The following is a 26,199-nucleotide window of genomic DNA, read 5'->3' as shown; positions in this document are numbered from 1 at the left end:
TATGGGTATCGGTACATTTGGTTCCTTTACGCAGGCCCGTCTGGCGCTCTACGCCTCCCAGATCGGCCTGACAGTCACCGGCAACAATATTGCCAACGTCAACACTTCGGGCTATACCCGGCAGCGGCTGGATCAGAAGAGCCTCTATAATGCCGGCGCGGACCGCTATTATTCCACCACTGGCGTGAAGGTGGGGCAGGGCGTTTTGTGCCATGGCCTGTCCCAGCTGCGAGACCCCTATCTGGATATCCAGTACCGCTCCAAGACCGCCGACGTCGGCGCCATGGACGCTCTTCTGGAGGGTTTGAGCCGTATCGCCGGAGTTCTGGACGAGACGGGCAAGGGCGGAGAAATTACCGAGGGTAAGGAGTTCGGCATTCTCGCGGCGGAGTTCCGCAAGGTCTTCGACGCACTGAACAACCTGACCGCCGAGACGGGCCACAATGAGTATGACATCCAGGTAAAGGCCGCCTGCAAAAATCTGGCTGATATGATGCGCTCCTATGGCCGCGGGCTGGAGGAGCAGTACAAGAGCACCGTGACGATGTTTGAGCAAAACGTCTCCCAGGTGAACACCATCCTCACCAACATCCGGAACCTGAATGAGAACATCCGTCAGGCGGACATCTCCGGTGACGACGCCCTGGAGATGCGGGATGAACGGAATCTGCTGATTGACCAGCTCTCCGAGTATATCAAGATTGATGTGTCTTACAGCACGGAGAAGATTGGCGTAGGCGCAGAGGTTGAAAAGCTGATTATCAAGCTGGACAACGCCAACCCGGACTCCTCTGTTCACACCGATGAGACCGTGCTGATCGACGGCATCTACTCCTCTCAGCTTTCCATTGACGCCGTTCTGAACAAAAAGGCCTATAAATATATGGAGGCAGATGGGACGCTGACCAACAATGAAGCACGGGCACAGGTGCCGCAGAGAAATCCTGCTTCTCTGTTGGATCCCACTGATCCAGCTTACGATGGTAAGAACCTCTATCTGGATAAAGACGGCAATCCTACTGCCAATGAGGCGGACGCCAAGTTGGTCACCAATGAAAATCCGGACTACGACAAGACCGGTGCCAATGACGGCCTGCTGTATCTGAAAGCGGATGGCACAGCCACCGCCACCTACGCGGAGGCCGCTCACGTCCAAAACTTTGACATCACCGTCTCCGAACTGAAGGACCGCAATGGGCGTCTGCTCTTCACCATCGGGGAGCCCACCAAGACGGTGATTACACCAGAGGAATTCGAGCAGAGCGGCGGCAAGGCCACAACCGAAGTGGACGAAGCCACCGGCGCCATTAAGATCACCACCTATATCAAACAGCTGTCTGACGATATTGCCCGGAATCCTCTTTGGAAGAAAGGCAGTACTACTGCTTATCCCTATCTTACCAGCAGTGGTACGGGTACCAGCGACGCCCAGCAGGCCGCGAAGGTGTACCACTACAATCCTAATTTTGGGAAGCCGGCCGATCAGATAGACCCAAATTACCCGGCAACCGGCAAATATCTTGAGGTCCAGTTTGACGCTGCGGGCAACCCGATGCTTAATGCCGATGGAACTCCCGTGCTGACTGGAGTGGGTACTGACGAGTATGCCAAGGCATGGACGCCCAAGGTAAACCAAAACTACAATCCGGCTGTTATCAGCGGTTACCGCTACGTCAAATATGACCAAAGGGGGAATCCTCCTCCCGCCGCGCCCGCTGATCCCGCCAACCCTACTCCGGCTGAGATTGCCGCTATTCAAGCTTACTACACCAACGACCTGGACGCGGCCCGGGGCGAGCCCACCTATATCAAGCAGGTATATGAGAAGGTTCCCTCCTCTGCGGTGAAGCTGGATGACAACGACCTGTACGGCAAGCTCCAGTCCCAGCGGGAGCTGCTGACCGAGGCCGGTGAGTTCTCCAGCCAGGATACCGTGGCCAACATCGACGAAAATGCCATCACCAAGCGGGGCATCCCCTACTACCAGAAGTCCCTGGACCTGCTGGCCCACACCTTTGCCACAGAGATGAACAAGATGAACCAGGGATATCTGGTAAATCCCAAGGGCGAATTTATTGACCCCACCGGCACCGATGGTGCGGTGCTGACGGTCACAAATCCCAATGACCCCACCCAGACCTACACCCTGAACAAAAATGATAAGTGGGAGGACATTCCTGCCTGGGTCACAGCCCCGGCCGACCCCACTGCCGGCACTGCGGCTGGCCCTCTGGCCGGGTACAACTCCGTTGAGGAATATCTGGCCGAGCCGCGCACGGACGCCAATGGCGATCCTTTGAAGGATGACAACGGCAATGTCATTCGCAATGGCGCTTTCCGGGGCGGAAATCTCTTCAGCAACAACGGCAACGGCAACGACGACGATCCCCCCATCACTGCCACCAATATCTCCATCTCTCTGGACTGGGCCGAAAATGCTCTCCAGATTGTCCCCTCTTTCATCTGCCCTCCAGATTCCTCCGAGCCCGCCTCCTCGGACAGCGACAATATTATCAATAATTTCACCAGCCTCTCTTACAGAGACTTGGAATTCCGGCCCGATGCTGTACAATACGAGGGTGTGGATAATGTCCGCCATGATTCCATGTTCGTCGGCACTCTGGAGCAGATGTGGATCAATATCGACACCGTTCTGGGCGAAGACCGGAATATTGCCTCCAAGCAGCTGGACAATTTCTACGCCTCTCAGGTGAGCATCGACACCAGCCGGGCCTCCGTGTCCTCTGTGGACTTCAACGACGAGGCCATGAATCTGATGATGTACGCCAAGTCTTATAACGCCGCCTGCCGGCTGATGACCACCATTGACTCTGTGCTGGATAAGCTCATCAACAACACCGGCCTGACTACCTGATAATCGTTTAGAAGGAGGGAATACCCATGATTCCTCGTATGACAGTCACGGGCTCCATGAAGAGCTACCGTTACAATCTCCAGCGCTCCACCTTTACTCTGAACAAGTCCATCACCACCGTGATGACCGGGCGGGCTTTCAACTCCTTCGCGGAGGACCCCGCCACCGCGGCTCACAGCTTCCATCTGCGCCGGTCCTATCTGCGCACCAGCAGCCAGCACACCCTCAACGAGACCACGGTGCGCAAGTTCGACGTGGCTTACAGTTCTGTAACCAGCGTGGAGAAAGTCATCGACACCGACCCCAACTCCGAGGGCTCGGCCTACTTCGCCATCCTTCGGGCGATAAACGATCCCGATGCCTCCGCCCGCAACGCCCTGGGCCAGGAGATCACCGCCCACGCCAATGACATGGTCCAGTTCATGAACGGCCGGTATGGCGACAACTTTGTCTTCTCCGGCGCGGACGCCCTGAATGTCCCTCTGACTTGGGTGCCTAAGGCTAATCCGGAGTATGCGCCGGACAGTGAGGCGGCGTTCAAATATCTCATGGATGACGGTCAGGGGGGCAAAGTCGGAACCAATATCGCCGCTGACGCTAATAAGGTGCCCCAGCTGAACCCCAATTATGATCCGGCCGCCGCCCAGGGTGACCCCGGTTTCGGCCAATATCTGAAACCGGATGGCACGGGAACTAATAACTCCAATCTTGCCGCTCAGGTCCCCGAGGAAAATCCCGACTATGACGAGAACGTCACCAAGCGCTACCTCACCAGCGACGGCGAGCCCACTGACGACGAGTTCAAGGCCGGCCGGACTCTCTGCTACCGGGGCGTGCCTGTGGACTCCGACGATCCCTCCGACCTGGAGAAGCTGGATTATTTCTCCAAAAGCGAGAAGAAGTATGTGGACATCGGCCTGGGCTACGACATGAACGGCGGCCAGGTGGAGACCTCCAGCGTCTATAATGTAGCGCTCCACGCGGTGAACTTCCTGGGCGGCTACGGCCACGAGACCCGGTCCTATACGGTACCCGGATACACCGATGACGAAGGCGTCGTTCATCCTGATCAGCCCTTCACCTTTACTGATATCCCCAAGAATATCGTCTCCATCACTGACGAGATCGGCACCATTCTCCAGCGGTGCAGCCCGGAGAACGGCGATTTTGCCACTACCGAGGACGAGGCCCGGTTCAACGCCCTGGTGGACGCCTTTGAGGAGTCCTCCTTCCGGGTGAAGGACCGCTACACGGAGCTGACCACCCAGTCTCAGTTCCTGCAGAACAACCAAAAACAGCTGGAGAGCAACGCTTATACGCTCAATGAACAGATTCAGGCCATCGACTACGTAGACCCGGCAGCGGCCATCTCCGACTTCATTTTCGCCAAGTACTGCTATGACACCGCGCTGAAGGTGGGAAACAGCGTCCTCAGCCAGAGCCTCATGGATTATATGAATTTCACCTGATTGATATTGTAGTTTTGTATTTTGATATAGAGAGGAGTTCGGCATGATTTATGAACCAGCTCATTGAAATCACAAGTGTCCCAATCGAAATCGAAATGAAGACCTCCCGCGCCAAACTGGAGTACGCGAATGCTACGGCAGATTTGGAAATCTCCCGGGACAAAGGCGGCCTGAGCATTAAAAGCCGTCCCATTCGCCTGAACATCGACACTTTTGAGATGCAAAGCTCCATTACTCCCACCGCCGCTCAGAAGATTGAGCAGAATGCCCAGAAGGGTCAGCAGGCCGCCTATGAGGCCACAGCCACCTATGCTCAGCAGGGCGAGCTGCTGCTCAAAGCCAAGGTGGGCGGCGGCGATCCCCTGGCGCAGTTCTCTTTCACCGCTCTGAGCCCCGACATCAACACGCAGCCAGGGCTGGATTTCATCCCCACCACTGGACCGGAGATCAGCTGGGACCCCGCAGAGCTGAATATTCGTTTTGAAATGGATAAGCTGAACTTCGACTGGCGGCTCAACCAGACTCAATTTGAGTTTGTGCCCGGCGACATTGAGATCACCGTGAAGCAGCAGCCTGAGGTCATCATCAAGTATGTGGGCGGCCCCCTCTACGTTCCCCCCTCCGCCGATCCCAACTATGAGCCCATTGACGTGCAGGCATGACAGGAGGTTCCTCATTGAAGCTCCAGACAAAGTATTTCGGAGAGATCGATTATGAACTCTCCGAAACCATTACCTTTCCCACCGGTCTTTTTGGCTTCGACGATGAGCACAGCTTTCTTCTGCTGCCCTTTGACGGCAGCGGAGAAAATCTGCTGTGCCTTCAGAGCACTGGCACACCGGCCCTGGCCTTTGTGGTGATGGACCCCTTCTCCCTCTGCCCGAACTACACCCCCGCTCTCCGTAAGGCGGAGCTGCAGCTCTTCGGTGTGGAGGACATACAAAAGCTGTGCTTTTATGTGATGTGTGCAGTGAAGCAGCCCGTCTCCGCCAGCACGGTGAATCTGAAATGCCCACTGGTCATCCACCCCGGAACCCGGGAGGCCCGCCAGATCATTATGGAGACAGAACGCTATGGCATGCGGCATTCTCTGGCCGAATTTGCCTCCAGGGAGGAGGCCTCTACGTGCTGATCTTACAGCGCAAGCCCGGTGAGTCTCTGGTCATCGGTGAAGATATCTCCATTACGGTAGTCTCCGTGGATGGCGGACGCGTTCGTCTGGCCATCTCCGCTCCCCAGGATGTGCCCATTCTGCGCAGCGAGTTAGTAGACGCCACAGCCGCCAACCAGGATTCTGCCGCAGGCGAAACCGCACCGGTTGAGCTGCTGGACCTCTTCGGCGGCAGCCCGGAGCATTCTCACCAGACCCCACCGTCTGCGAAAACACCCAGGAAGGAAGTGTGAAATCATGATGGACTCGATTGCCAGCGCCGCTATGAGTATGAGCGCAGCCCAATTCTCTGTGCAGTACTCCACGGCTCTGGAGCGGAAGGCTATGGACACCATGGAGATGGCCGCCCAGGAGCTGCTGAATATGCTCCCGGATGCTCCTGCCAAGGGTCAATACATTGACACCTACGCATAACCGGCCATCGGCCGGCATGGCGCGAAAACGCGCCATGCCGGCTTTTTTGTTGTCAAAACAGTTTGTCATCTGCGGTTTTTGGAAATACTAATGGGTATAAATTTCCAAATTTACCCTGTAGGAGGAATCAATTTGACCTTTTATCAGTTGTGTACCGCCTCACCGGCAGGTTTTCAGGCTCTGAAGACCTGCATCGACATTCATTGCCGGCAGGGCAAGGGCTACGAATTCCAAAACTGCCAGATGCCCGTGGGATGCACACCGGAGCAGACCTCTCTGGGGTTTCTCCGCCAAGGGGAGGGCTATGTTCTCTACTGGCGTCCCACGGTGACCTACCGGGGAAAGAGTCCTGTGCTGACAGTGCTGTTTGGCCGGAATGTCTGGCGCTTTGACAGTTTCCAGGCCCTCTCCGCCCGACTTCAGTCTCTGCGGCGGGAGGTGGAGCCAAGCGGATCGGTATTCCGGGCCCGTCCCCTGCCCCGTCCGGAACACCGGCCTGCCGCTTCTGAGATCTGGCCGGTCCTCTTTCGCCGTCTGGAGGAAGAGCTGGGCAGGGCCGTGCTGGGGCAGGCGTATGCTGTGGAGGCCACAGCCTTCCGGTTGTACAGTCACGTGGGCAAGCAGGCTCCGGCCCGGCCTCTCTCTCTGATCTTCTACGGTCCCACCGGGGTGGGAAAATCAGAGCTGGGCAAAGCCCTGGCCCCGGCATTGGAACGCTGCTGCGGAAAGCGCTACCAGTTTGTCTGGACAGAACTGAACACCTTCACCCAGGCTCACTCGGTCCACCGTCTCACCGGCGCCCCACCGGGATATGTGGGCTATGAGGACCAGCCCATCTTTGAGACGGTACGCCGGAATCCCCGCACCGTATTTATGTTCGATGAACTGGAAAAGGCCCACCCGGAGGTGCTAAAGGTCTTCATGTCCATTTTGGATGAGGGACGATGTACTGCCCACCGGGCGGACGACGGGGGAGAGCGGGAACTGGACTTCCGGCAGTGCGTCTTCGTCTTCACCACTAATGCCGACCTGACAGCGGACAGCGGACAGCGCCGCCTGGGCTTCTCCGGCGCAGAATCTTCCCCAGAGAAAAGAGAGGCAAGAAAAAAAGCCGCCTCGCCAGCGGAACTGGCGGAGCGGCTTTTTGAAGAAAACGAGGAGGCGCGGCGGGCTATGGTCCGCCAGGGGGTATTGACAGAGATCGCAGGCCGATTTGGCGGCCTCATTGGCTTCGGGCCGCTGGACGAGGCCGCGCGGCGGGCCATCACTGCCAAACAGATCCGGGCCTTGGGCCGGGAGTACGGCCTGGAGATCACCTCTGTGGCGCCGGACACAGTTCAAGCTCTGACTCCGGGGCAGGACGCCCTCTCCATGCGCTCCTCAGTCAGCATATTGGAGGGGGTGCTCACCCCGCTTTTCTCTCAAGTTCCCCCGGGGTGGAAAGCCTTCGCCCTGAGCGGCATGCCAGGGCAGCTGCGACTGCTTCCGGATCGTCAGGGAGCGTCCAGCTCCTCCACAGAGTTGCTGGCCACATCCAGCCTGTAAAGATGGCTTCCGTCCAGAGAGAGGAAGTAGTTTCCTCCGATTTCATTGGTCCCGGTCTGACTGTCGATCCGGTAGGCATTGATCCGGACACAGGGAATTCCGTCAATCAGCACAGAGCCGTCCTGTATCAAAAGGTCATAATTCTCCATGCTGGTGTCCTCCAGACCCAGGACGGAGGGATCCAAGGACTGCATATAGTCTATCATCTGATCTGCCGACATGCCCATGGGACCGGCGGGGGACACCGGCTCCGGAGGATTCTTCACTCTGCCGTCTACCAGGTCTGCTGTGACGGTGCAGAGCTCCTCTGTCCACTCCAGCTGAATAGACATGGCCTTTCCGTCCTCCGGAGCGTTCTTCGCCAGGCAGACGGAGCCAGCCTCCACGGCCAAAGGCTCCGGCTCCGTGATGCGGATCAGCTCCTCATCCACCTGGGAGAAGCCAATATCATCAAGGGTCATCAGAGTGGTGTACACGGAGGCCAGGGTTCCGGGGCTGCTGAGGCCCTCGTAACGGTAGGTCACCGCCGTGGGCACCACCGGCTCTTCCTCAGTGTCTTCCTCCCCGTCACCGGGGTCCTTCGGCGTCTCCGGCGGCAGTTCCTGCTCCTCCAGGTAAACCGTGCTCTCGCCCCACACCGGCAGGGCATGGACCTCGGTCTCTCCTATGGTGTACATGAGGGGAAGCTCCACCGGCTCAGGCGGAGGCGGCGGCTCCTCCGGCTTTTCACCGCCCAGCCTGGGACGGATGACGAAAAAGAATACCGCTGCGCCCACTGCCAAAAGCAAAACGGGTAATAGAATTATCAAAAGTTTCTTTTTTCTGCTCTTTTTTCCGGTTTCAACAAGGCCTTCCTCCTGATTTTCCAACTCCGGAGCGGCGCCTTTTTTGCCCTTTTTAGGTTTTCGGGGCTTCTTTTCCTTCTTGGGCTTCGGCGCCTTCTCCTTTTTTGGTTTTGGCGCCTTTTCTTTTTTTTCGCGTTTCAATCGTTTCACACTCCAAATTCCAGAGGATCGGACTTCGGCGTCCCCTAGAGGGCCGCTCCGCCTCGGTCATTGTTATTGCACCGGTAGTCAGTCACACCGAATGGTGATTACATCTCCAGTCCGCACTGACTGGCTAAATCCGCTCTCTATACCGTTCACTGTCATACGAACCGGCCCCTCCAGGTGGTCAAAGTCCAGCCCGGACCGCTCCAGCAGGTCCATCAGATAATAGGGCTGGCCGCTGTCCTTCTCCGGCAGGGTCAGTGGCGTTCCATTCAAAATGAGATGTACCCCCTTCGGCTTTTCCGCCGGCTTCACCACGGCGGGAGAAGCCGGAAGCTCCACAGACACAGGGTCCGGCGGAGCAGGCGGCGGTACAGGGGGCGGAACCTCCCCGCTTTCCCCGCTCTGCGCCGCTGCAGGTGTGCCTCCCTCCAGGGTCAGGATCACATCTCCCTGCTGCAGAGGCGTATCCAGCGGTACATCCTGATTGTTCACCAGTACCCGGCCGGAATATCCCTCTCCCAAAAGCTGACCTAGCGTCCTGGCGGCATCTGCGCCAGAGCGGGCGGGGGTGAAGGTGATATGATCGCCTGCGTTGACAATAGAGGTGATCGCCGCCTCCTCGCCGTTGACCATCAATATGGCAGGTACAGCAGGCTCACCCCGCAGACGGACACGCCTGCCGTCTAACATGACATTCAGGTTTTTTCCAGTTCTGCCCAGCATATCAGCATAGGTATAGCCGTTCATCAGCAGAATATCCCGCAGCGTCAGACTTCCACTCCGGAAGAGTTTTGCCTTCTCCCCATTGAGGGTGACTACATAACTGTCATTCAGCAGCCCCAGTCCGGCGGAAACGGCGATGCCCAAAGGCGTGGCATATTCGGGATTCTCCAAATTGATCTCATCGGCAAAGGCGCTTTTGGCGTAGTTATTGCCGGCAATGGCCACCCGGCGCTCATCCATGCCCAGGCATTTGGCTACCCGCTCCCGCAATCCATCCAGCTTGCTGCCGCCGCCAGCTAGGAACAGGGCCGAGGGCGCAGCGGTGTTCACCTCAGCAACCCGCTGGGCAATGGCCTCCGCCAGGCGGCCCAGGGGCTCCTCAATGGCGGTCCGAACCTCCTCATAGGGGACGGTGTTCTCCATTCCCAAGATGTCCGTATAAGTCAGGTCCTCACCTGGGCACAGCGTTCTCTTCATCGTCTCTGCAGTTTGGAAATCCACCAGAAAAGCCCGCATCAGCGCCTCGGTGATCTCATCTCCGGCAATGGTGGCCATGGTATAGCCCACCACGCTGCCTTCCCGGCAGACGGCAATATCTGTGGTACCTGCGCCGATGTCCACCAAAGCCAGATTCAAAAGCCGCAGCTCCGCCGGAATGGCGGCGTTCATAGCGGCAATGGGCTCCAGTGTCAGGCTGGCCACCTGGAGCCCTGCGGCCCGCATGGCAGTGTATAAACTCTCCACCACCTCGCCGGGCAGGAAGGTGGCCACCACCTCTGCCTCTGCCCGCTGGCCGTTGTGGTTCAGCAGCGTCATCATAGGATAATTGTCCAGACGGTACTGAGCCACCGTGTAGCCCACCATAAAGAACTGCCGCCGGGTCTCCTCCTCCATTTGCAGAGCCTCCTCCGCAGCGGAGAGGGCGCCGGCCTCCAGCCGGCTGATCTGCTCTGCGGAGATGGATTGTTTCTGCGTCAGATCCATAATGAAGCTGCCGCTCTGGGTTCGCAACGCACGGCCGGCGGCCGCCACTGCGACCCGTTCTAGGCGAATACCCAGACGGCTCTCCAGCCGGTCCGTCACCGTCCGGGCCAGGGATGCCACCTGTTGGATGTTGTCGATCTGACCGTCCAGCATAGCGCGGCTGCCGTGCTCCGCTATCTCAATATCCAGCACCTTAAACCGGCCGCCCACAGGCTGTCCCACAACGCCGACAATGCTGCGTGTGCCAATGTCCAGGGCAAAGATCATATCCTGCTCCTGCGCTTTGTATTCCGCCATATAGCCGACGCTCCTTTTTGTTCATGATATAGTCAAATAACTTGAAAACAGCAAAGCTGCTTTTCAGGCGGGATTTGCCCGCCTGCGTGTAAAATACGCCGGATCTGACTTGAATCCAAACCGGGGCCGCTGACCGCGGCCTGTTACGGCATGTACGCCGCAACCCTTGAAAAGAATTTTCATGCTTTTCACTTGTTTGATTGTATACTTTCGTCCTCATGAGTAGGAAAAGAATTTTGCCAGAGGGCGGCTGCAAACCGCCCTCTGGCAACCGCGGCAGGGTTACTCTACCGGCGTTTCTCTCTCCGCCGCCAGAGCGGCGGCGGCCACACCCTTTCACCGGGCGTCAACGCGCAAATCTCAATACTTGCTGAAGGGACTGGAACCGCTGTAACTGCTGCCGGAATCCACTGTATCCTCCACACTGGAGTAATCGGAGGTATAGCTGGGCTGGGCAGCGGTATAGCCGGCCTCACCACCGGAGTTACGCAGCTTGAACTTGGCCATCAGAGTCTTCATCAGGGATGCCTGACTGCTGAGCTCCTCGCTGGCGGCGGCAGACTGCTCACTGGTGGCGGAGTTAGTCTGCACCACGGCGGAGATCTGGTCGATGCCCTCAGTCACCTGGGCAATGGACTCGGACTCCTCCTCCACAGCCTTGGCAATATCCTGAATGGCCTCCATAGACAGCTTCGTGGCCTCCACGGTCTTGTTCAGGGAGTCGGAGACCTGCTTGACGATGTCGCCGCCCTCCTGCACAGAGTTAATGGAATTGTCAATCAGGTCCTTGGTAGCCTTGGCAGCCTGATCAGACTTGGTGGCCAAGTTCCGCACCTCGTCAGCCACCACGGCAAAGCCCTTGCCGGCGCTGCCAGCCCGGGCGGCCTCCACCGCGGCGTTCAGGGCCAGAATGTTGGTCTGGAAAGCGATATTCTCAATAGTGGCAATGATTTTGCTGATCTCGGTGGAGGACTCGGAGATCTTCTCCATGGCCTTCACCATCTGATCCATGTACTCGGCGCTCTCCCGCACCCGCTGGTCGGAATTCCTGGAGTGCTCCATGGCCTCCTCGCTGCGCTTGGCGTTGTTCTGGGAGTTGGTGGAGATGTCGGCAATAGTGGCGGACAGCTCCTCCACGGCGCTGGCCTGCTCCGTGGCGCCCTGCGCCAATGCCTGGGCTCCGGTGGACACCTGCTCGGCGCCAGAGGACACCTGTTCGGCGCTGAGGTCAATCTGGGCCAGGGTGTCGCTAAGGTTGCGGTTGATGGCGCGGATGGACGTCAAAACGGCGCTCAGATCACCGACATAGAGCTCCTCGGCCTTCGTGCGGCAGTTGAAGTTGCCGCCGCCCATCTCCTCCAGCAGATAGCAGATGTCGCCGATCACTCCGGAGAGAACATGCTGGCTGGTTCGCAGGGCCCGGCACATCTCGCCCAACTCATTCTTGCTCTCGTAATCCACCGGCACTTCCAGATTGCCTTCGCTGAAGCCCACCAGGGCCACGCGCACCTGCTCAGCGGGAATCACAATGCTCTTAATGATAATCAGGGCGATACGGATCACCACAATGGTGGCAATAATCATGGTCGCAACGATGACAATCATGGCGATGTTGGAGATGGTGGACTGCCGCTCAATAATGGCCGCTTCCTCAGCCTCCAGTTTGGCGGCCAAGGCATCACCAGCGGAGGCGGCCTGATTCAGGGCGGGAGTGCAGGTCTCCACGATCATCGTAGCGGCCTTCTCCTGGTTGGTTCGGGCGGTCTGGCCGATGGTAGTGGCCTCCGTCTCCCACGCCTTCACCAGGTTGACGAAATTATTCAGCTCAGTCTTGTCGTCCAGGGGATACAGGCTGTTCAGCTCCGCCAGTGTGCTCTCCAGCACGCTGATCTGACTGTTGGCACTGTCAATACTGGACATGTCGCCAGACAGCACCGCATCACGCAGGTTGCGTGCGGCGCGGTTGTACTCAATGCGGCACTCGGACGCCAGCTGGGTGGACCTGACATACCGGTCCAAAATATCGGTATACTGACCCTTCTGCACTCTCATCAGCACCAGCGACACGATGATAATGATCGCGGAAACAACAATGGTGATCCCGTAACCCATAACCAGGCTTTTCCTGATCTTCATGTTCTTGATCATTTCCGATCTCCTCCTCAGTTTTCGTATATCCCAGAATTCTATTTATATTCTAATCGGCTCCGCGGCGTTACACCACGTCTCCGTATCTTCCCCGTTCCACGTCACCGAAAATGTGTCCGTCCACCAGCGTAATGACTCTGCGGCGCATGATGTTGACATACTTGCTGGCGTGGGTCGCCATGATCACAGTCGTTCCTCTCCGGTTGACCTCATTGAGCAGAATGATCATATCCCAGATATTGTCGTCGTCCAGATTGGCGGTAATCTCATCCAGCACCAGAATGGGCGGACTGTTGATCATGGCTCTGGCCAGCTCCACCCTGCGGCACTCGCCGATGGACAGCTCCCCGGGATACATTTTCTCCGCGCCCCGCATTCCCACCAGGCCCAGCACCTTCCGGATCCGCTCGTCAATGTGCTTCGCGCTCTCAAATCTGCGTCTGCCGATCATGGCGGCCATCCGCAGGTTCTCCTCTACCGTAATCCGCCGGGCCAGCGTCTGCTCCTGACACACCTTGCCGAACAGCAGAGCCGTCTGGTTGTGGCTCCAGGGAAACAGCCGGGCCAGGTCCTTTCCGTTCAGGGAGACAGTCCCCTTGTCCGGTTTCAGCTTACCGGAGATCAGATCCAGCAGTGTGCTCTTTCCCGCTCCGCTGCTGCCGACCAGAAAGACGAACTCTCCTTGCTCCACAGTGAGATCCACGTCCTCCACGCCGATCTCCAAGCGGTTTTCACCCCGGCGGTGCTTCTTCTGCACCTTATAATATTTTGTCACCTTTTCCAGCGTGATGGTGGGCATAGCCTGCGCTCCTGTACCTCAGTGATTGCGGAGGGTACTTCCCTCTTGAAATGCGGCCTACTCTTTTGATATAATACCATTGTTGGTGGGTGTCATGCAAGAGTTATCTCGGATTTTTTTGGTGGTGAGAGCGTGAAAAAAACTGTTTCCCCCAGCCGGACCAGGCGGAATCTCTTTCTGATCCTGCTGCTGGCCATTCTCTGCGTCGGCGCGGTGGAGCTGGCGGCCTGTTCTTTCTTCGCTCCCGCCGTCTATGAACAGATCACCGCGCCTGTCCGGCGGAGTGTCCAAACGGCGGCTCAGGTCTGCGGCCGCGCCGCCTCCGCCGTCTCCCAAGCCTCCGAGGAGGCCCACCGGCTGGTCTCCCGCCGCATTGCGGCGGCCGGAGTCCAGGCCACTGTCCTCTGGTCCCGTCTCACGGCTCCCAGAGAGGAGGGGCTGTTGGAGGAGGATGCCCAGCTGGCTGAAGACCCTGCCCTGACCGGTGGCGCACCTGCCGCCGACCCGGCCGTCACAGAGTTAAACGTAATCAACGGCCAGGAAATCCTGACCGGCGGAACCATACCTATTGTCTATTTCAATCAAGGCAGCGAGGCCTGGGCGGAACAGCCCTACGGAACCGATGATATTGGCCGCTACGGCTGCGGTCCCGCGGCCATGGCCATGGTGGTCAGCAGCATGACCGAGGCGGATGCCGATCCCCTCCAGATGGCCCAGCTGGCGGTGTCCCTGGGGCACTGGGCAAAGCGGGGCGGCTCCTATCTCTCCATCGTGGAAGGACTTGCCGCTGAATGCGGTCTCACCGCCGTCTCCCTCCAGGAGCGGACGCCGGACGCCCTGATGGGCGCCCTGACGGGCCGCAATCTCCTGGTAGCCCTTATGGGCCCCGGACACTTCACCAAGGGCGGACACTTCATCGTTCTCCGGGGCGTCACCCTCAGCGGAAAAATCCTGGTAGCCGATCCCAACAGCCAGGAGCGGAGTCTCATGGAGTGGGAGCCAGAGCTGATTCTGGAGGAGCTCTCCCGCAGCACCGCCCACGGCGCCCCCCTGTGGATCATCTCTCAAAATCTGTCCGACAGCGGCTGACAGCCGTAGGACAGGCGCCGGCCCGGCTTTGGGCCGGCGCCTGGTTTTTATTTGTAGATGGACTCCTCCCGGGTCACCTTGCGGTTCAGCACCCGGTCCAACTCCAATAGCTGTTCCAGCAGGCGGCGGTTTGCCCCGATCTGGGCCGCCAGAGGCGCCTCTGCCTCCGTCTCCGCCCCCTCCCCGTTCAGCAACTGGGAGAGCCGCAGAGCCGACTCTGGCTCCAGGGCGTCCCGCTGCTCCTTCAGAGCCCGGCGGGCCTGACGGAGCTTATGCACCGGCTCCTCCCGCATGGAAACCAGCATCTGAATGGCCACCTGGTCATCCCGATCCACGGCTTCCGCCATCTGGCGGGAAATATCCATCACCTCATTGAGCAGGCTGTAAATCCGCTTTGCCTGCACATGGGCATCCAGCAGGGTCAACGCTTCCATTCTGGCACCTACTTTCCGGATTCCCCATTTTTCTGTGCCTCCCGGAAGGCCTCCCGCAGCTCGTTCACCATAGACTTCACATGAGTCAGCGGATCGTTCCGGCGGCCGATCTTCACCCGGCCCAGCTCATAGGTAAAATACTCATAGAGCTGGGTCAAGTTGGCACTGATGGGATACCGCTTATCCAGCGTCTGGTCCAGATAGTTGATGATATCGATTCCGCGCTGGACGGAGGCTTCAAACAACGGCCAATTTTCCTTACCCAACGCCAGCTCCGCCTGGGTCAGCCGCTTCACCAGCTCGTCGTACAGCAGGAGAAGCAGCTCTCCCTGGGTCATGGTATTGATGCTCTGTTCCTTATACTGTTGGAAGCCTCGCATTTCCATTTTATGTGGCACTCCTTATCAATAGCTGCCCATCATCTGTGACAGCGCGGAACTCTGGGAGTTCATCTGGGCAATCAGCTGCTCCAGCTTGGAGAACTGCGTCGTGTAATAGTCCACCTGGTCAGACATCTTATCCTGCCACTTCTCAATCTGTGTGTCCAGATTATCCAGCTGCTTTTGGATATCGTTCTGATAGATGGTAGTGGGAGCCAGCGGGGAGCCGGCCTTCTCGACCAACGTGCCCTTGGTGGCGCTGGTGGTGCCGCCAAAGACCTCCAACGGCTCTTTGATTGCAGCGACCAGACCGTTGGTGTCTGCGCCGTTATCTTTGCTCTTGGTAAAAATGTCCCGCACCCGGTCCGGGTCGCTGTTCAGGGTGTCCCGCAGAGTATTCTCGTCAAAAGACAGTGTGCTCAGACCGTTGCTGTAACTCACGGTGATGCCCGCAGCCTTCAGGTCCGCGCCGTCCCGGCCGTACATGGACACGGCGGAGGTCAGACGGCTGTACAGGCTGGACAGATCGCGGTCGCCGAACAGGAGACCTGTCTTTGCATTGTTCTCCCACGCCTCGATGGCACTCTCGGACATCTCCGCCTTGTCATCATCGGTCAGGGGCTCGTAATAGGCGCCGCTGGACCGCTGCAGCGGCAGTGTGGAGTAAGCCTCCTTAATCTGGGTAACCATCTCGTTATAGTCGCTGACAAAGGACTTGATGGCATCCACGATTTTATCGGCATCAGAGGTGGAGGTAAAGGTAATTTTCTCCGCAGTCCGGTCCAACTCCTTGGTATACTCGGGCTCGCCCTTCTCGTTCAGCACCGGATTGCCGTCGTCGTCCACCTTCTGCTTATATCCAAACTCCCCTTTGAGGGTGACGGTGAGGCCATCGAAATCGACGATGTTGGAGCTGCGGGTCAGTTCCATCTCCTTGCCGTCAACGGTGGCGGTGAAAATGGCATCCTGCCCCTTGGCAGTCTGTTCTGCGCCGCCGAAAAGCTTGCCGCCCAGGCCCTTGTCGCTGAACTGGATTTCCCCGGCGGTGCCGGTCTCCTTGGCGGTGAAGGTGAACTCGTTGGTCAGCTTGGAATAGCTGACATTGACGCCGGCATCCTTGTTGCTGTTGATGCGGCTCATAATCGTGCTCAATTCCGTCTTCTCGGTGAAATCGCCGATCTTGACGCCGTTGATCTCCAGGGCGTAAGTGGTGTTGCCGTCCTTGTCGGTGCCGGTCTCCAGCCCCTTCAGCCCCTCCTCGCCCAACAGATCCTTCAGTGTCTTGTTGGTATTCAGGTAGCTGGTCAGCTGGGTTCCGCCAAAGCCCATGGACTTGCCCTTGCTGGAGGTGACGGAGAAGGAGGAGCCCTCCTGGCCGGCCTCAAATCTCAGTTTGATATCCGATGCGCTGCCTGCTTCGCCCTCAGCCCAGGCAGCAGCGTTCTCATTGGTAACCTTGAGCTTGCTGCTGCCGTCGTCCAGTTTGCCGAAAGCCTTGTCAATATTATCCTGCAGCGCCTTGATATAGGCGTCGTTTCTCGCGCTGATCTCATCGTTGGTCAATTCCGTCTTGCCGGTTAAATCGATCCCCGCCTCCTCGAGATACTTGTTAACCGATTCTTGATCCGGCATCTTGACGCTCTTGGTGACACCGTCCAGTGTGATGCTGAGGGGGGACTTGCTGAGATATTCCACACTGTCCACTTCTTTGGTCAGGTCCCACACCCGGAAAGAGCTCTTCCCCTCACCGGTGTTCACACTAAAGGCTTCCTTCATGCTGTCGCTGACGCCGCTGATATACACGTTGTTATTGGCCTTATCCTTAAAGGTGATATTGCCAAAGCTGTCAGCTTCCACAGTCAGCATCTCAGAGGCCTTCTTGCTGCCGCCGCTGGAGAGGGAGATGGTCTGATCCTCCAGCTGTTTCTGCATGTTCGCCGCCAGCTCCTCGGCACTGTTGAACACATCGCTCTCGCTGAATGTAAAGGACAGGGTCTGATTCTTGCCATAGGTCAGGTTCATGGTGCCGCTGAAGCTGCTGATGGTCATCTTATCCAGGCTGAATCCCTCAGGACTCGAGGCGGAGGCATAGTCGCTGCCCGTGTTGCCCATCAGTGCCGAGCCGCTGAGCTTGTAGGTGGCGGCGGTGGCCAGCTGCCGCACGCCGTTGATGGCCACATCGCTGGTGCCTCTGCCGGAAGCCGCCACCTTGGCGGCATTGGCGCCGTTGGCCACTGTCCGCACCGCCTGATTGAAAAAGCTGCTGGACATCAGGTTGGTGGAGGAGGTGTAGGAGGTATACTTGGACGAAAAGCTCGCCATCTTTGTGATGATGTCACGGTAGGCCTCCTGCTGCCAGCTCAGTTTTGTGCGCTGCTGGTTCAGACTGGAGATTTTGTTCTTATAGGCAGATATTGCATTTTCGATCATGCCCTCCGTATCCATGCCGCTGGCAAGGCCGGAGATGACATTCCTGGTGCCGTAAATACTGGTGGCACTGGAACTGCTGGTTCTGCTGACGGATGCCATAGTAATACCACTCCCTTCATGAAATAACACCCGGAGTCCGGTCCGTTTCCCATCAGACAGGGACCTGGCTGCCGGACAAAGATTTTTTTGTAATTCCTCTATGTTTTTTTATCGACATATAGTATAATAAAAATAAGAGGTCCGCACATAGTTTTTACAGTAAGGGGGAAAAACCTTTGACGCAAATCATCACTGTCACAAATCAAAAGGGAGGCGTAGGAAAGACCACCGTCGTTTCCGCCCTGGTCTGTGGCCTGCATGAGCGGGGCGCCCGGGTCCTGGGCGTTGATCTGGACCCACAGGGCAACCTGGGCTTCACCTTGGGTCTGGATATCGGCGATGGCTACACTGTCTACGATGTGCTGAAGGGAAACTGCGCCATTGAGCAGGCCATCGCCCATACGGAGTATGGGGATATCCTCTCCTCGGATATCCTGCTCTCCGCCGCGGAGGTGGAGTTCACCGCCCCCAGGCGGGAATTCATGCTCTCCCAGCAACTGGACGCTGTCAAGAGCAATTACGACTTCATCATCATCGACACGCCGCCCTCCCTGAATATCCTGACCATCAACGCCTACGTGGCCTCCACTGGCATCATCCTCCCCATGGAGGCGGAGATCCTGAGCCTGGTGGGCATCTCCCAGATTCAGGAGATCATCGAGACGGTGCAGAACTCCTTCAATCCCGGTCTGAAGGTTCTCGGTATTCTGCTCAACAAGTATAATCCCCGCCTCACTCTCTCCCGTGATGTTTTGGACCTGGCGGAGCAGGTGGCAGACCAGCTGAACAGCCAGGTGTTCTCCGCGAAGATCCGGCGAAGCGTCAGCGTAGCCATGGCCCCGGCCTATGGACAGAGTGTTCTGAGCTACAAGCCGGACGCCACTTCCGCCCGGGACCTGCAAAAAATCGTCAGCGCCGTGGCTGGGGACAAGTTCCCCCGCCGGAAGAAACGTTAATCTATATACACATAAAGGAGTGTTACTATGGCCTCAAATAAAGATTCCAAGACCAGCAAGACCGCCCATGTGATGAATCTGCTCAGCAAAAACCGGAACACAGAGCCGCCCGCCGCCCCTGCGGCGGCACCGGCGGATTCTGTAGCCGCATCTCCGGATACGCCTGCTCCAGCCGCAGCCCCCATCGCACCCATTATCGCCTCTATCAATGCCGATGCCGCCGTCTCCTCCCAGATCAAAGATGCCTTGGAGGCATCCCTGACCCCAACGGAGCCTGCCGCCCAAACACCTCCTCCGCCGCCCCCTGCGCCGGAACCTGCGCGCACGGCGCCTATTGCCTCCCAGCCGCCGGCTGAACCAGCACCTCAGCCCGCGGAGCCTGCGTCTCAGCCCATCTCCCAGCCCGAGCCCCAGCCGGCAGAGCCTGCCGCGCCTGTGGCGGAGATTCCCTCCCGCAAGGAATATGAGCCGCCCACCTACGTCAATGTTATGGAGGTGCTGGTACGGGAGAAAGCGGAAAAGTACATGCGCACCTCCGGCATGTGCTGCTGTGACCACTGCATGGTGGATGTCATGGCCTACACCCTTAGCCACCTGCCGCCCAAATATGTGGTCATGAGCAAGGGCGAGATGATCCCCAAGCTCACCTTTTATGAGGTACAGCACAGCAGCGACATCACCACCCAGCTGATGCGGGCCTGTGAGATTGTATCCAAGGCCCCTCACCACGGGAGAGGATAAAACTTCAAAAAGATCCGGCACCCATAGGCGCCGGATCTTTTTTTGCTGGTAACAAACTTCGAAATGAAACAAACTTCCTTCGGCCGGCGGCCCGCCACCAGACGCATCACTCAGCGGTTTCCGCCATCCCCGGTTCAGCATCTGCCGCTTTCGTTTCCGCTTCATCCGGCTCCGACTCCTGATTGGGCGAGACGTTGCTCAGCTGGTCCCAGAGGAAATTCACATCCTCCATGCAGGTGAAGTAAATGTTGGTGATTACCTGATTGGGAATTCCCAGCTCCTCGGCATAAGTGGTAATGGCGTTCCAGTTGGCCGTCTCGTAGCTTAAGACCAGTTCATAGAGCTTTCCGCAGCGCCCCTCCTTGCGAATCAGGGCCGCCTTGATCTCGTCCGCCACCGGGACCTCCTCCAGGATCTCCTCCAGCGGCGCGTCCACCAGGTAGTTCAGTGTGGAGAACATTCCCATCAGGTAGGCCTCAGACCGGCTGATGGGCATATCCTTGGCGTGCTTGATCAGCTCACTGCAAAAATACGCCCGCATGAAGGAGAGCTTCAGGAACTCCTCCGTATCGCTGTTGTCAGTGTTATCCATATTGCTGGCGCTCAGCAGGTAGATCCACTGTTTCAGCTGTCCCAGCCCCAGCGTCATGATGGCCTGATGGATGGTGGTAGCCCTGTGCCGCAGGGCGAAATACGCGGAGTTGGCCATTTTCAAGAGACCAAAAGTCAAGCTGGCATCCATGGAGATCAGCCGTTCAATCTCATCCACATCCGGCTCGTCTCTGGTCACCGCCACCATCAGCTGGAAAAAGCTGCTCTGAAGGTAGGCGCTGCTGTGAACCTTGGTGGTCACGCGCTCCGCCACATACGTCCCCTCCAAGGCGTCCGCCCCCATGTTCACCGCTTGCTGATAACCCGCCTCATCCTCGATGTTGGTGACAATGCATTTCTTGTTCATGCTGTGGGCGATCTCGATGGTATTGCGCATGGACGCAGGCGAAATGGTCTCGGCATTGATCTTGATGTAATCAATGCTGTCCATCAGCGTTAAATAACGGGGAGCAAACTCAAACTCGTTGACTGCGATCTTATACCCCTCACGGGCAAACTGATCCACAAACCGCATGGAGAGGGGGTGAATAATCACACTGTCGTCAATCTGAATTACCAGCTCTGACCGGTCGAACAGCCGGGGCGTCTTCCGCATCAAAAGTGCTGTGGTAAAGGTCATGAAATTTAGGGAGCCCTTCAGGGCCTTGGTGCTGTTCTGCGTCAAAAAGCTGTACACCGTGTCAGCGGAGGCAAAATCGCCGGCGGAGGAATTATCCGCGCTGAAGGCCTGATTCTCCCCGTAGTACAAAATCTCATAGCCCAGGATTTTGCCGCTTACGTCCTTGATTGGCTGCCTTACAATATATTTACTAGCCATGAGTTCCCTTCTTTACCTTTGTTGCTTGGCTTTCTCATCCAGCAAATGGTCTATAACCCGAACCAAATGGCCGATCTCCGGCTTGCTCATCTGCTCGTCCGCGCCCAGTTCCTTGCCCTTACGGCGCATCTCCTCAGTGATCAGGGAGGAGAAGATGATCAGCGGCAGGTGTGTAAACTCCTTGTCGTCCTTGATCAGTTTGGTCAGCCGGTGGCCGTCCATCTGGGGCATCTCGATATCCGTGATGACCAGGGACACACTCTTATTCAGCTTCTCGCCGCGGATACTGTTGAGGTAGTTCCACAGCTCCTGCCCATCAGGGAACATCCTGGTGTTGACATAGCCGGACTTGTGAAGGGCCTCCTCGATCATCTTGCTCAAAAGCACGGAATCCTCCGCCACCAAAATGGACGCGTCACTGCGCTGGCGCTCACCCAGCTGATCGATCTCCGACATCTGGATGGTGGTCTCCGGTGCAATCTCCGCCACAATCTTCTCAAAGTCCAGAATGGTGACAAGGTCGCTGCCGCACTGGGCGATGCCGGTGGCCACGCCCTCGTTCCCCCCGGACACGGTCTTGTCCGGCTTCTGGATGTCCTTCCAGGAGATTCGGCTAATACCAACCACCGTGTGGACCCGGAAGGCAATATTCATCTTGTTGAAATTGGTGACGATGAATAGATCCTTGGGCCCCTTCTCCGTATCGATACCCAGCAGATACCTGGGCAGGTCCACCACCGTGATCACAAGGTCCCGGGGTTTGAAGATTCCCTCTACCGCCGGGTGGGCATGGGGCATACTCTTCACCGGCGCGGAGACGATGATCTCCTTGACCTTGGCAACGTTGATGCCGTACAGGCTGTTATTGATGGTGAACTGCATGACCTCGATCTCATTTGTGCCGGACTCCAGCAAAATGCCCCTTTTATCCTCTTCCAACATGTTCCGAACACTCCTTCCAATGGTTGTATTTGGGATGGGCGCCGCGTCAGTCTCCGCGTGCGGTCAGCCCCTCCTTAGAAAATATGCTCCGGTTTGCCATAGCAGCGGACACAGCCTAAGCCGGTGCCCACATCAAACAGCAGTGTGCGGGCCACTGTGCCGCCCACATCCTCCTGCAAAAGCTTGACGCCCTCCCGCTTCAGGGTGTTATGTACGCTCTCAATATTCCGCTGCCCAATATTGGACAGAGAACCGCCCTTGACCTCAAACATCTTTGCGCCGCCCGCAATCTTGGCGGTAATGCGGCTGCGGGACGCGCCCTTGGCCTCCATCATCTTCAATGTCTCGCGTATTCCAGTATCGGCATATTTCATCGTATTCTTGCGGCCTGGCTCCATGTTCAGCGGCAGCATAATATGGATCAATGCGCCCAGCTTGATTTTCTGGTCATACAGACAGATCCCGATGCAGGACCCCAGCGCGTAGGTGATCAGCATTCCGCTGTTTTGTGCCATTTTCATGTCCGCGATGCCGATTGCAATCTTACTCTCCACTGTCTACTCCCAGCTTCCTCAGTAAAAAGTTTAGAGACCGGATATCCGGTGATAACAACAGCCTGCAGGGGATCTCCTTTCCGTTGCAGACAAAATCCCCGCCAATGGTCATGATATAGTCGGACTGCCCGCCGTACTCCGCCATGGGCACCGCCATAATGGCGCCCTGCATATCCACAGTGAAAGCAGGAACCGTCAGCTCAATATCAATGCCCGCCAGTCCGCTCAGGGCATTGATGAAGGTGGAAATCATAATGTTGCCCACCTCAGTCAGGGCCGAGTGCTCCAGCTCCTGAAGCTCCATATAATCCCCAACGCTCTGGCCCAGCATACTGTCCAGCACAAGATTCACAAATTCCAGCTGCTGCACGGAGAGCATAATGCCGCTGATCTGCCCGCTCATACCCACTAGAACGCCGGCAGTGATCTCCTCAGGGCCGCCAATCCACTCGATGGCCTCATTATAACCCATAATGCGGACTTCCGGCATCTGAATTCGCACCGGCTTTCCGATCAGGGCGGACAGGGATGTGGCGGCATTTCCAGTGCCGATGCTGCCGATCTCCTTCAGTGTATCCAGCTCCAGAGAGCTCAGCTGGTCATAATTCTTAATTGTCATAGCCCCTCCTATCTCAGCTGCTCAAGCCATTGATGGTGGTTTCGATCTCATCGGAGGTCTGGACCATCTTCAGCGCCATACCGTAGGCCCGCTGGGTTTCGATCACCTTGCTGAGCTCCTCCGCAAGATCTGCGTTGGACTGCTCCAGCACACCCCGCGCAACCTGGCTTTCACTCAGACGGATTCCCCCGTTCTTATCCACGGCCATAAAACGGGTGCCGTCAATATGCTCCATGCCATTGTAGTTGATGTAGTCAAACACACCCACCGGCTGTTCTTCGTGATGGTCGTCCACCTCGATCATGCCGCCGTTCCGGCTGAGGACAAACCGGCCCTGGTTGTCGGAGAGATAGTAGACCGTCTCCATGATGGGCACGCCCGCATCGTCCACCTCACCGCTGGCGCGCTGTAATTCGGAGGTAACAAAGGCGCCGTCCCGGGTGAGAGAGACTTCGTTGGAGGCCAGGTCTACCACGGCAAAAAAGCCGTCTCCCATAATCATATAGTCCTGATCCCGATCCGTAATAACCGGGGCACCGGTGGAAAAATCCGTATCCGTGACCCACAGGGCCGAGCCCACGCCGGAGGGCAGTTCATCGTTCTCGACAGCCCGGATGTTGTCGTACATCAGGGCTGTGAACCGGCTCTTCTCCGCCTTGAAGCCGTATGTATTGACGTTTGCAATATTGTTGCTGTGGACGGTCAGCCGCTTCAGCTGCTGGTGGGCGCCCACCGCACCGATGAAAAAGGATTGATTCATAGGCAGCCTCCTCAGTCAAATCAGACCAGCCGGCCCACGTCGTTGGCGCTTCTGGTCATCAGCTCGTTGTAGATCCTGCTGATCTGCGCGGCGCTCTGCAGCGCCCGCTGGTAGGTAATCATCTCCGTCATCTGCTTGACCATGTCCGTGTTGGACCGCTCCAGGTATCCGTTCCAGACCTCAAAGGTCTCCGCAGCTTGGGCGCCCTCGCCTGTAAAGAGGCCCATATCATTGTGGACCAGCTGCTCGTTGTCCTCAAAAGTGTAAACGCCCAGTCTGCCGATCAGCCCGCCGTCGTTGTAATAGATCAGTCCCTGCTCCGTGGCTGTGACTTTATCTGTCCCCAGATAGATGGGCTGTCCGTTCGGATCCAAAACCTGGCCATAGCCCGGGAGACACAGGTACCCCTCGTCGTTCAGAGTGAAGTTGCCCATCCGGGTGTAGGCAATTTCACCATCCGCATCCTGTACGGCGAAGAAGCCGTCTCCGTTGATGGCAAAGTCCAGAGGCAGCCCCGTGGGCTCCGGAACACCCTGGCTGTAATCCGTGTAGATCTGGCTGGGAGCCCGGATATAGCTCTGGCGGCCGATCTCCTCACCGATGTTGTAGATGTTGCCCACACGGCTGTACATCACATCGTCGAAAGTGGTGGCCGTGTACCGCTGCTGCTTGTACCCGGCTGTGGAGATGTTCACCAAGTTGTTGCCAACCACATTCAGGTTCTGCTGATGAGTCAGCATGGCAGAGGTGAGATTATAAAAGCCTTTATACATATGTTACCCCTTCTTCCTCCTGGCGTTCGGGATTTCTCCGTTGTCGTTCATATATGCTTCCATATAGCTGCGCAGCTTCTGGATGGCCCGGGTGTGTATCTGGGAAATTCGGGGCTCACTGAGCTCCATCACCTGGGCAATTTCCTTCAGGTGCAGGCTTTTCTCATAGTAGAGAGAGAGGACAATCTGCTCGTTTTTCCGCAGGGTGGAGATTCCCGCTGCCAGGGCCCGCTGCATCTCCCGCTCCTGCAGCGCCGTCTCCGGCTGGCTCTGGACATCGCTGGAGGGGAGCTCCAGCTGATAGCCATCCTCCCGGGTGTCCATCAGCATATCCAGGGAGAGGATATTGCTCAACGCCACATTGGCGGCGTCCTTCTGGTACCGCTCTGTGGAGACTCCCAGGCGGTCCGCGATCTCTCCGTCCGTTGGGTAACGCCCCAGCTCCGAGGAGAGCTCCGCCGCAGCCATGTCGATCTCCCTTGCCCGCTGGCGGACATTCCGGGGCATCCAGTCCTGCTTCCGGGCCAGGTCGATGACCATGCCCCGGATGCGTTTGGAAACATAGGTCTCAAACTTGACCCCCTTATCGGGGTCATATTTATCGATCGCCCACAGCAGCGTCAGGATGCCCTCGTTGATGATGTCGTCGATCTGGGCAAAGCTGCTGTAAACCCCGCGAATCTGCATGGCAGCGTTCTTGATCAGCCCTTCATATCGCAGGACCAGAGGCCATTTCAGCTCCTCATTGCCGGTCTCCTTATAGAGCCGCAGCAGCTCCTGTGTCTCCAAAGCCTCGATCTCATGCTCAGTATACTGCCTGGCGGCCGCAGCCTCGCTCATGTCCCCACCGCCTTTCTCTCACGGGTGGGAGCATCCAGAGCGATGTTGCCCAGGGCCTGGATCTGGACGTTGCTGGTAATCTCATTGAAGGAGAGCACGTAGACATTGGGATAGAATTGGGTAATCATCTTGCTGAAATAACCGCGGATCACCTGGCTCACCAGAATGATGGGCGTCTGGGACAGGTCGCTGAACTTGCGCATCTGCTCTGCCAGCTGGCCTACGATCTGCTGCATAAGATCCGGCCCCATGGCCAGATACACGCCCTGCTCGTTCCGGGTCAGGGAGGCGATGATCTTCTTCTCCACCTCCGCGTCCAAGGTGACCACCCGGAGCTGGCCGTCCTCGCAGAAGCGGCGGGTGATGGTCCGGGCCAGGGCGCCGCGGACCTGCTCCGTGGCGGCGTCGATGTCCCGCCCCTGAGAGAGACTGTCCACCAGGGTCTCCAGGATAATGCCCAGGTCCTTGATGGGCACGCCCTCCCGCAGGAGGTTCCGGAGAACTTTTTCCAATGTGGCATAGGTGACGACGTTGGGTATGGCCTCCTCCACCAGGTCCGGCTCCGTCCGCTTCAGGTTCTCCACCAGCTGCATGGTCTCCGCCCGGTTCAAAAGCTCGTGGGCGTACTTCCGGATGGTCTCGGACAGGTGGGTCAGCATAACGGACAGGGGGTCGATAACGTTGTAGCCGTAGATCTCCGCCATCTCCTTGTTCTCCGGCAGAATCCACCGGGAGG

At 57.6% G+C, this 26,199-nt stretch carries 25 protein-coding genes; 10 read left to right on the top strand and 15 right to left on the bottom strand.

Going from position 1 to position 26,199, the window contains the following annotated elements; genetic code table 11:
* Position 1: 1 nt before the first annotated feature.
* From QZ326_RS01245 to QZ326_RS01215, 7 genes are all read left to right on the top strand, one after another.
* Positions 2-2,875, top strand: coding sequence for a FlgK family flagellar hook-associated protein (locus tag QZ326_RS01245; protein ID WP_295740421.1), 2,874 nt, complete (start codon positions 2-4; stop codon positions 2,873-2,875).
* Between the two features lie 26 nt (positions 2,876-2,901).
* Positions 2,902-4,344, top strand: a complete 1,443-nt coding sequence (locus tag QZ326_RS01240) for a hypothetical protein (protein WP_295740419.1) — start codon at positions 2,902-2,904, stop codon at positions 4,342-4,344.
* Between the two features lie 50 nt (positions 4,345-4,394).
* A complete protein-coding gene (locus tag QZ326_RS01235) occupies positions 4,395-5,006 on the top strand; it encodes a DUF6470 family protein (protein ID WP_295740417.1) in 612 nt (203 codons plus the stop codon).
* A 14-nt stretch (positions 5,007-5,020) separates the two neighbouring features.
* Positions 5,021-5,476, top strand: a complete 456-nt coding sequence (locus tag QZ326_RS01230; RefSeq protein ID WP_295740415.1) for a flagellar assembly protein FliW — start codon at positions 5,021-5,023, stop codon at positions 5,474-5,476.
* Positions 5,470-5,748 carry a carbon storage regulator gene (locus tag QZ326_RS01225; RefSeq protein WP_295740413.1) on the top strand — a complete coding sequence of 93 codons (279 nt, stop codon included), beginning with the start codon at positions 5,470-5,472 and terminating at the stop codon, positions 5,746-5,748. Before QZ326_RS01230 ends, QZ326_RS01225 begins: the two co-directional genes overlap by 7 nt.
* Before the next feature lie 4 nt (positions 5,749-5,752).
* The gene (locus QZ326_RS01220) at positions 5,753-5,929 is read left to right on the top strand and encodes a putative motility protein (RefSeq protein ID WP_295740411.1); all 177 of its coding nucleotides are present in this window, start codon (positions 5,753-5,755) and stop codon (positions 5,927-5,929) included.
* Between the two features lie 132 nt (positions 5,930-6,061).
* Positions 6,062-7,474: an AAA family ATPase gene (locus QZ326_RS01215; protein WP_295740408.1), complete on the top strand. Its 1,413-nt coding sequence runs from the start codon at positions 6,062-6,064 to the stop codon at positions 7,472-7,474.
* Here the strand turns inward: QZ326_RS01215 and QZ326_RS01210 are convergent.
* From QZ326_RS01210 to QZ326_RS01195, 4 genes are all read right to left on the bottom strand, one after another.
* On the bottom strand, positions 7,423-8,283 hold the full coding sequence (locus QZ326_RS01210) for a hypothetical protein (protein WP_295740406.1): 861 nt from the start codon (positions 8,281-8,283) through the stop codon (positions 7,423-7,425). The two genes, QZ326_RS01215 and QZ326_RS01210, sit on opposite strands and share 52 nt — an antisense overlap.
* A gap of 264 nt (positions 8,284-8,547) precedes the next feature.
* Positions 8,548-10,470, bottom strand: a complete 1,923-nt coding sequence (locus QZ326_RS01205; RefSeq protein WP_295740404.1) for a cell division FtsA domain-containing protein — start codon at positions 10,468-10,470, stop codon at positions 8,548-8,550.
* Positions 10,471-10,830: 360 nt separating this feature from the next.
* Positions 10,831-12,618 carry a methyl-accepting chemotaxis protein gene (locus QZ326_RS01200; RefSeq protein ID WP_295740402.1) on the bottom strand — a complete coding sequence of 596 codons (1,788 nt, stop codon included), beginning with the start codon at positions 12,616-12,618 and terminating at the stop codon, positions 10,831-10,833.
* Positions 12,619-12,685: 67 nt separating this feature from the next.
* Positions 12,686-13,417, bottom strand: coding sequence for a cell division ATP-binding protein FtsE (locus tag QZ326_RS01195; RefSeq protein WP_295740400.1), 732 nt, complete (start codon positions 13,415-13,417; stop codon positions 12,686-12,688).
* Positions 13,418-13,549: 132 nt separating this feature from the next.
* On the opposite strand from QZ326_RS01195, the gene QZ326_RS01190 reads away from it, so the two are divergent.
* The gene (locus QZ326_RS01190; protein WP_295740398.1) at positions 13,550-14,506 is read left to right on the top strand and encodes a C39 family peptidase; all 957 of its coding nucleotides are present in this window, start codon (positions 13,550-13,552) and stop codon (positions 14,504-14,506) included.
* Between the two features lie 47 nt (positions 14,507-14,553).
* Here the strand turns inward: QZ326_RS01190 and QZ326_RS01185 are convergent, their stop codons facing one another.
* Genes QZ326_RS01185 through fliD form a run of 3 tightly spaced genes read right to left on the bottom strand, consistent with a single transcriptional unit; the run spans position 14,554 to position 17,849 of the window.
* Entirely contained in the window at positions 14,554-14,940 is a 387-nt protein-coding gene (locus QZ326_RS01185; protein WP_295740396.1) for a hypothetical protein, read from the bottom strand.
* A gap of 8 nt (positions 14,941-14,948) precedes the next feature.
* On the bottom strand, positions 14,949-15,326 hold the full coding sequence (gene fliS, locus QZ326_RS01180) for a flagellar export chaperone FliS (RefSeq protein WP_295740394.1): 378 nt from the start codon (positions 15,324-15,326) through the stop codon (positions 14,949-14,951).
* 18 nt (positions 15,327-15,344) lie between these two features.
* The gene (gene fliD / locus QZ326_RS01175) at positions 15,345-17,849 is read right to left on the bottom strand and encodes a flagellar filament capping protein FliD (protein WP_295740393.1); all 2,505 of its coding nucleotides are present in this window, start codon (positions 17,847-17,849) and stop codon (positions 15,345-15,347) included.
* Between the two features lie 176 nt (positions 17,850-18,025).
* Here fliD and QZ326_RS01170 point away from each other — a divergent pair, with 176 nt between their 5' ends.
* On the top strand, positions 18,026-18,805 hold the full coding sequence (locus QZ326_RS01170; protein WP_295740391.1) for a ParA family protein: 780 nt from the start codon (positions 18,026-18,028) through the stop codon (positions 18,803-18,805).
* 27 nt (positions 18,806-18,832) lie between these two features.
* Complete coding sequence (locus QZ326_RS01165; protein ID WP_295740389.1) at positions 18,833-19,546, top strand: late competence development ComFB family protein; 714 nt, start codon at positions 18,833-18,835, stop codon at positions 19,544-19,546.
* Positions 19,547-19,652: 106 nt separating this feature from the next.
* On the opposite strand, the gene QZ326_RS01160 is transcribed toward QZ326_RS01165, so the two are convergent.
* The 8 genes from QZ326_RS01160 to QZ326_RS01125 all read right to left on the bottom strand — a co-directional run.
* Positions 19,653-20,975 (bottom strand): EAL and HDOD domain-containing protein, encoded by a 1,323-nt coding sequence (locus tag QZ326_RS01160; protein ID WP_295740386.1) that lies wholly within the window; start codon positions 20,973-20,975, stop codon positions 19,653-19,655.
* A gap of 12 nt (positions 20,976-20,987) precedes the next feature.
* The gene (locus QZ326_RS01155; protein WP_365327950.1) at positions 20,988-21,917 is read right to left on the bottom strand and encodes a chemotaxis protein; all 930 of its coding nucleotides are present in this window, start codon (positions 21,915-21,917) and stop codon (positions 20,988-20,990) included.
* 74 nt (positions 21,918-21,991) lie between these two features.
* Entirely contained in the window at positions 21,992-22,471 is a 480-nt protein-coding gene (locus QZ326_RS01150) for a chemotaxis protein CheD (RefSeq protein ID WP_295740384.1), read from the bottom strand.
* Positions 22,461-23,090 (bottom strand): chemotaxis protein CheC, encoded by a 630-nt coding sequence (locus QZ326_RS01145; RefSeq protein WP_295740382.1) that lies wholly within the window; start codon positions 23,088-23,090, stop codon positions 22,461-22,463. Before QZ326_RS01145 ends, QZ326_RS01150 begins: the two co-directional genes overlap by 11 nt.
* Positions 23,091-23,103: 13 nt before the next feature.
* Positions 23,104-23,850 carry a flagellar hook-basal body protein gene (locus QZ326_RS01140; protein WP_295740380.1) on the bottom strand — a complete coding sequence of 249 codons (747 nt, stop codon included), beginning with the start codon at positions 23,848-23,850 and terminating at the stop codon, positions 23,104-23,106.
* A 20-nt stretch (positions 23,851-23,870) separates the two neighbouring features.
* Positions 23,871-24,623, bottom strand: coding sequence for a flagellar hook-basal body protein (locus tag QZ326_RS01135; protein ID WP_295740378.1), 753 nt, complete (start codon positions 24,621-24,623; stop codon positions 23,871-23,873).
* A 3-nt stretch (positions 24,624-24,626) separates the two neighbouring features.
* On the bottom strand, positions 24,627-25,463 hold the full coding sequence (locus QZ326_RS01130) for a sigma-70 family RNA polymerase sigma factor (protein ID WP_295740376.1): 837 nt from the start codon (positions 25,461-25,463) through the stop codon (positions 24,627-24,629).
* The coding region (locus QZ326_RS01125; RefSeq protein WP_295740374.1) for an FHIPEP family type III secretion protein at positions 25,460-26,199 on the bottom strand (740 nt) is incomplete at its 5' end. The genes QZ326_RS01130 and QZ326_RS01125, both read right to left, overlap by 4 nt.

The sequence above is a fragment of the uncultured Oscillibacter sp. genome, from assembly GCF_910587525.1.
Taxonomy (GTDB): domain Bacteria; phylum Bacillota; class Clostridia; order Oscillospirales; family Oscillospiraceae; genus Oscillibacter.
Note: the sequence above shows the minus strand (reverse complement) of the source record. Positions and strands in the feature narration are given on the sequence as shown.

Bases quoted from the DNA above. Each gene is read 5' to 3' on its own strand.
- QZ326_RS01160 (WP_295740386.1), bottom strand. From the start codon at position 20,975: ATGGCTAGTAAATATATTGTAAGGCAGCCAATCAAGGACGTAAGCGGC.
- QZ326_RS01240 (WP_295740419.1), top strand. From the start codon at position 2,902: ATGATTCCTCGTATGACAGTCACGGGCTCCATGAAGAGCTACCGTTAC.
- QZ326_RS01245 (WP_295740421.1), top strand. From the start codon at position 2: ATGGGTATCGGTACATTTGGTTCCTTTACGCAGGCCCGTCTGGCGCTC.
- fliS (WP_295740394.1), bottom strand. From the start codon at position 15,326: ATGGAAATGCGAGGCTTCCAACAGTATAAGGAACAGAGCATCAATACC.
- QZ326_RS01135 (WP_295740378.1), bottom strand. From the start codon at position 24,623: ATGTATAAAGGCTTTTATAATCTCACCTCTGCCATGCTGACTCATCAG.
- fliD (WP_295740393.1), bottom strand. From the start codon at position 17,849: ATGGCATCCGTCAGCAGAACCAGCAGTTCCAGTGCCACCAGTATTTAC.
- QZ326_RS01185 (WP_295740396.1), bottom strand. From the start codon at position 14,940: ATGGAAGCGTTGACCCTGCTGGATGCCCATGTGCAGGCAAAGCGGATT.
- QZ326_RS01155 (WP_365327950.1), bottom strand. From the start codon at position 21,917: ATGTTGGAAGAGGATAAAAGGGGCATTTTGCTGGAGTCCGGCACAAAT.
- QZ326_RS01220 (WP_295740411.1), top strand. From the start codon at position 5,753: ATGATGGACTCGATTGCCAGCGCCGCTATGAGTATGAGCGCAGCCCAA.
- QZ326_RS01235 (WP_295740417.1), top strand. From the start codon at position 4,395: ATGAACCAGCTCATTGAAATCACAAGTGTCCCAATCGAAATCGAAATG.
- QZ326_RS01145 (WP_295740382.1), bottom strand. From the start codon at position 23,090: ATGACAATTAAGAATTATGACCAGCTGAGCTCTCTGGAGCTGGATACA.
- QZ326_RS01130 (WP_295740376.1), bottom strand. From the start codon at position 25,463: ATGAGCGAGGCTGCGGCCGCCAGGCAGTATACTGAGCATGAGATCGAG.
- QZ326_RS01195 (WP_295740400.1), bottom strand. From the start codon at position 13,417: ATGCCCACCATCACGCTGGAAAAGGTGACAAAATATTATAAGGTGCAG.
- QZ326_RS01140 (WP_295740380.1), bottom strand. From the start codon at position 23,850: ATGAATCAATCCTTTTTCATCGGTGCGGTGGGCGCCCACCAGCAGCTG.
- QZ326_RS01200 (WP_295740402.1), bottom strand. From the start codon at position 12,618: ATGATCAAGAACATGAAGATCAGGAAAAGCCTGGTTATGGGTTACGGG.
- QZ326_RS01205 (WP_295740404.1), bottom strand. From the start codon at position 10,470: ATGGCGGAATACAAAGCGCAGGAGCAGGATATGATCTTTGCCCTGGAC.
- QZ326_RS01165 (WP_295740389.1), top strand. From the start codon at position 18,833: ATGGCCTCAAATAAAGATTCCAAGACCAGCAAGACCGCCCATGTGATG.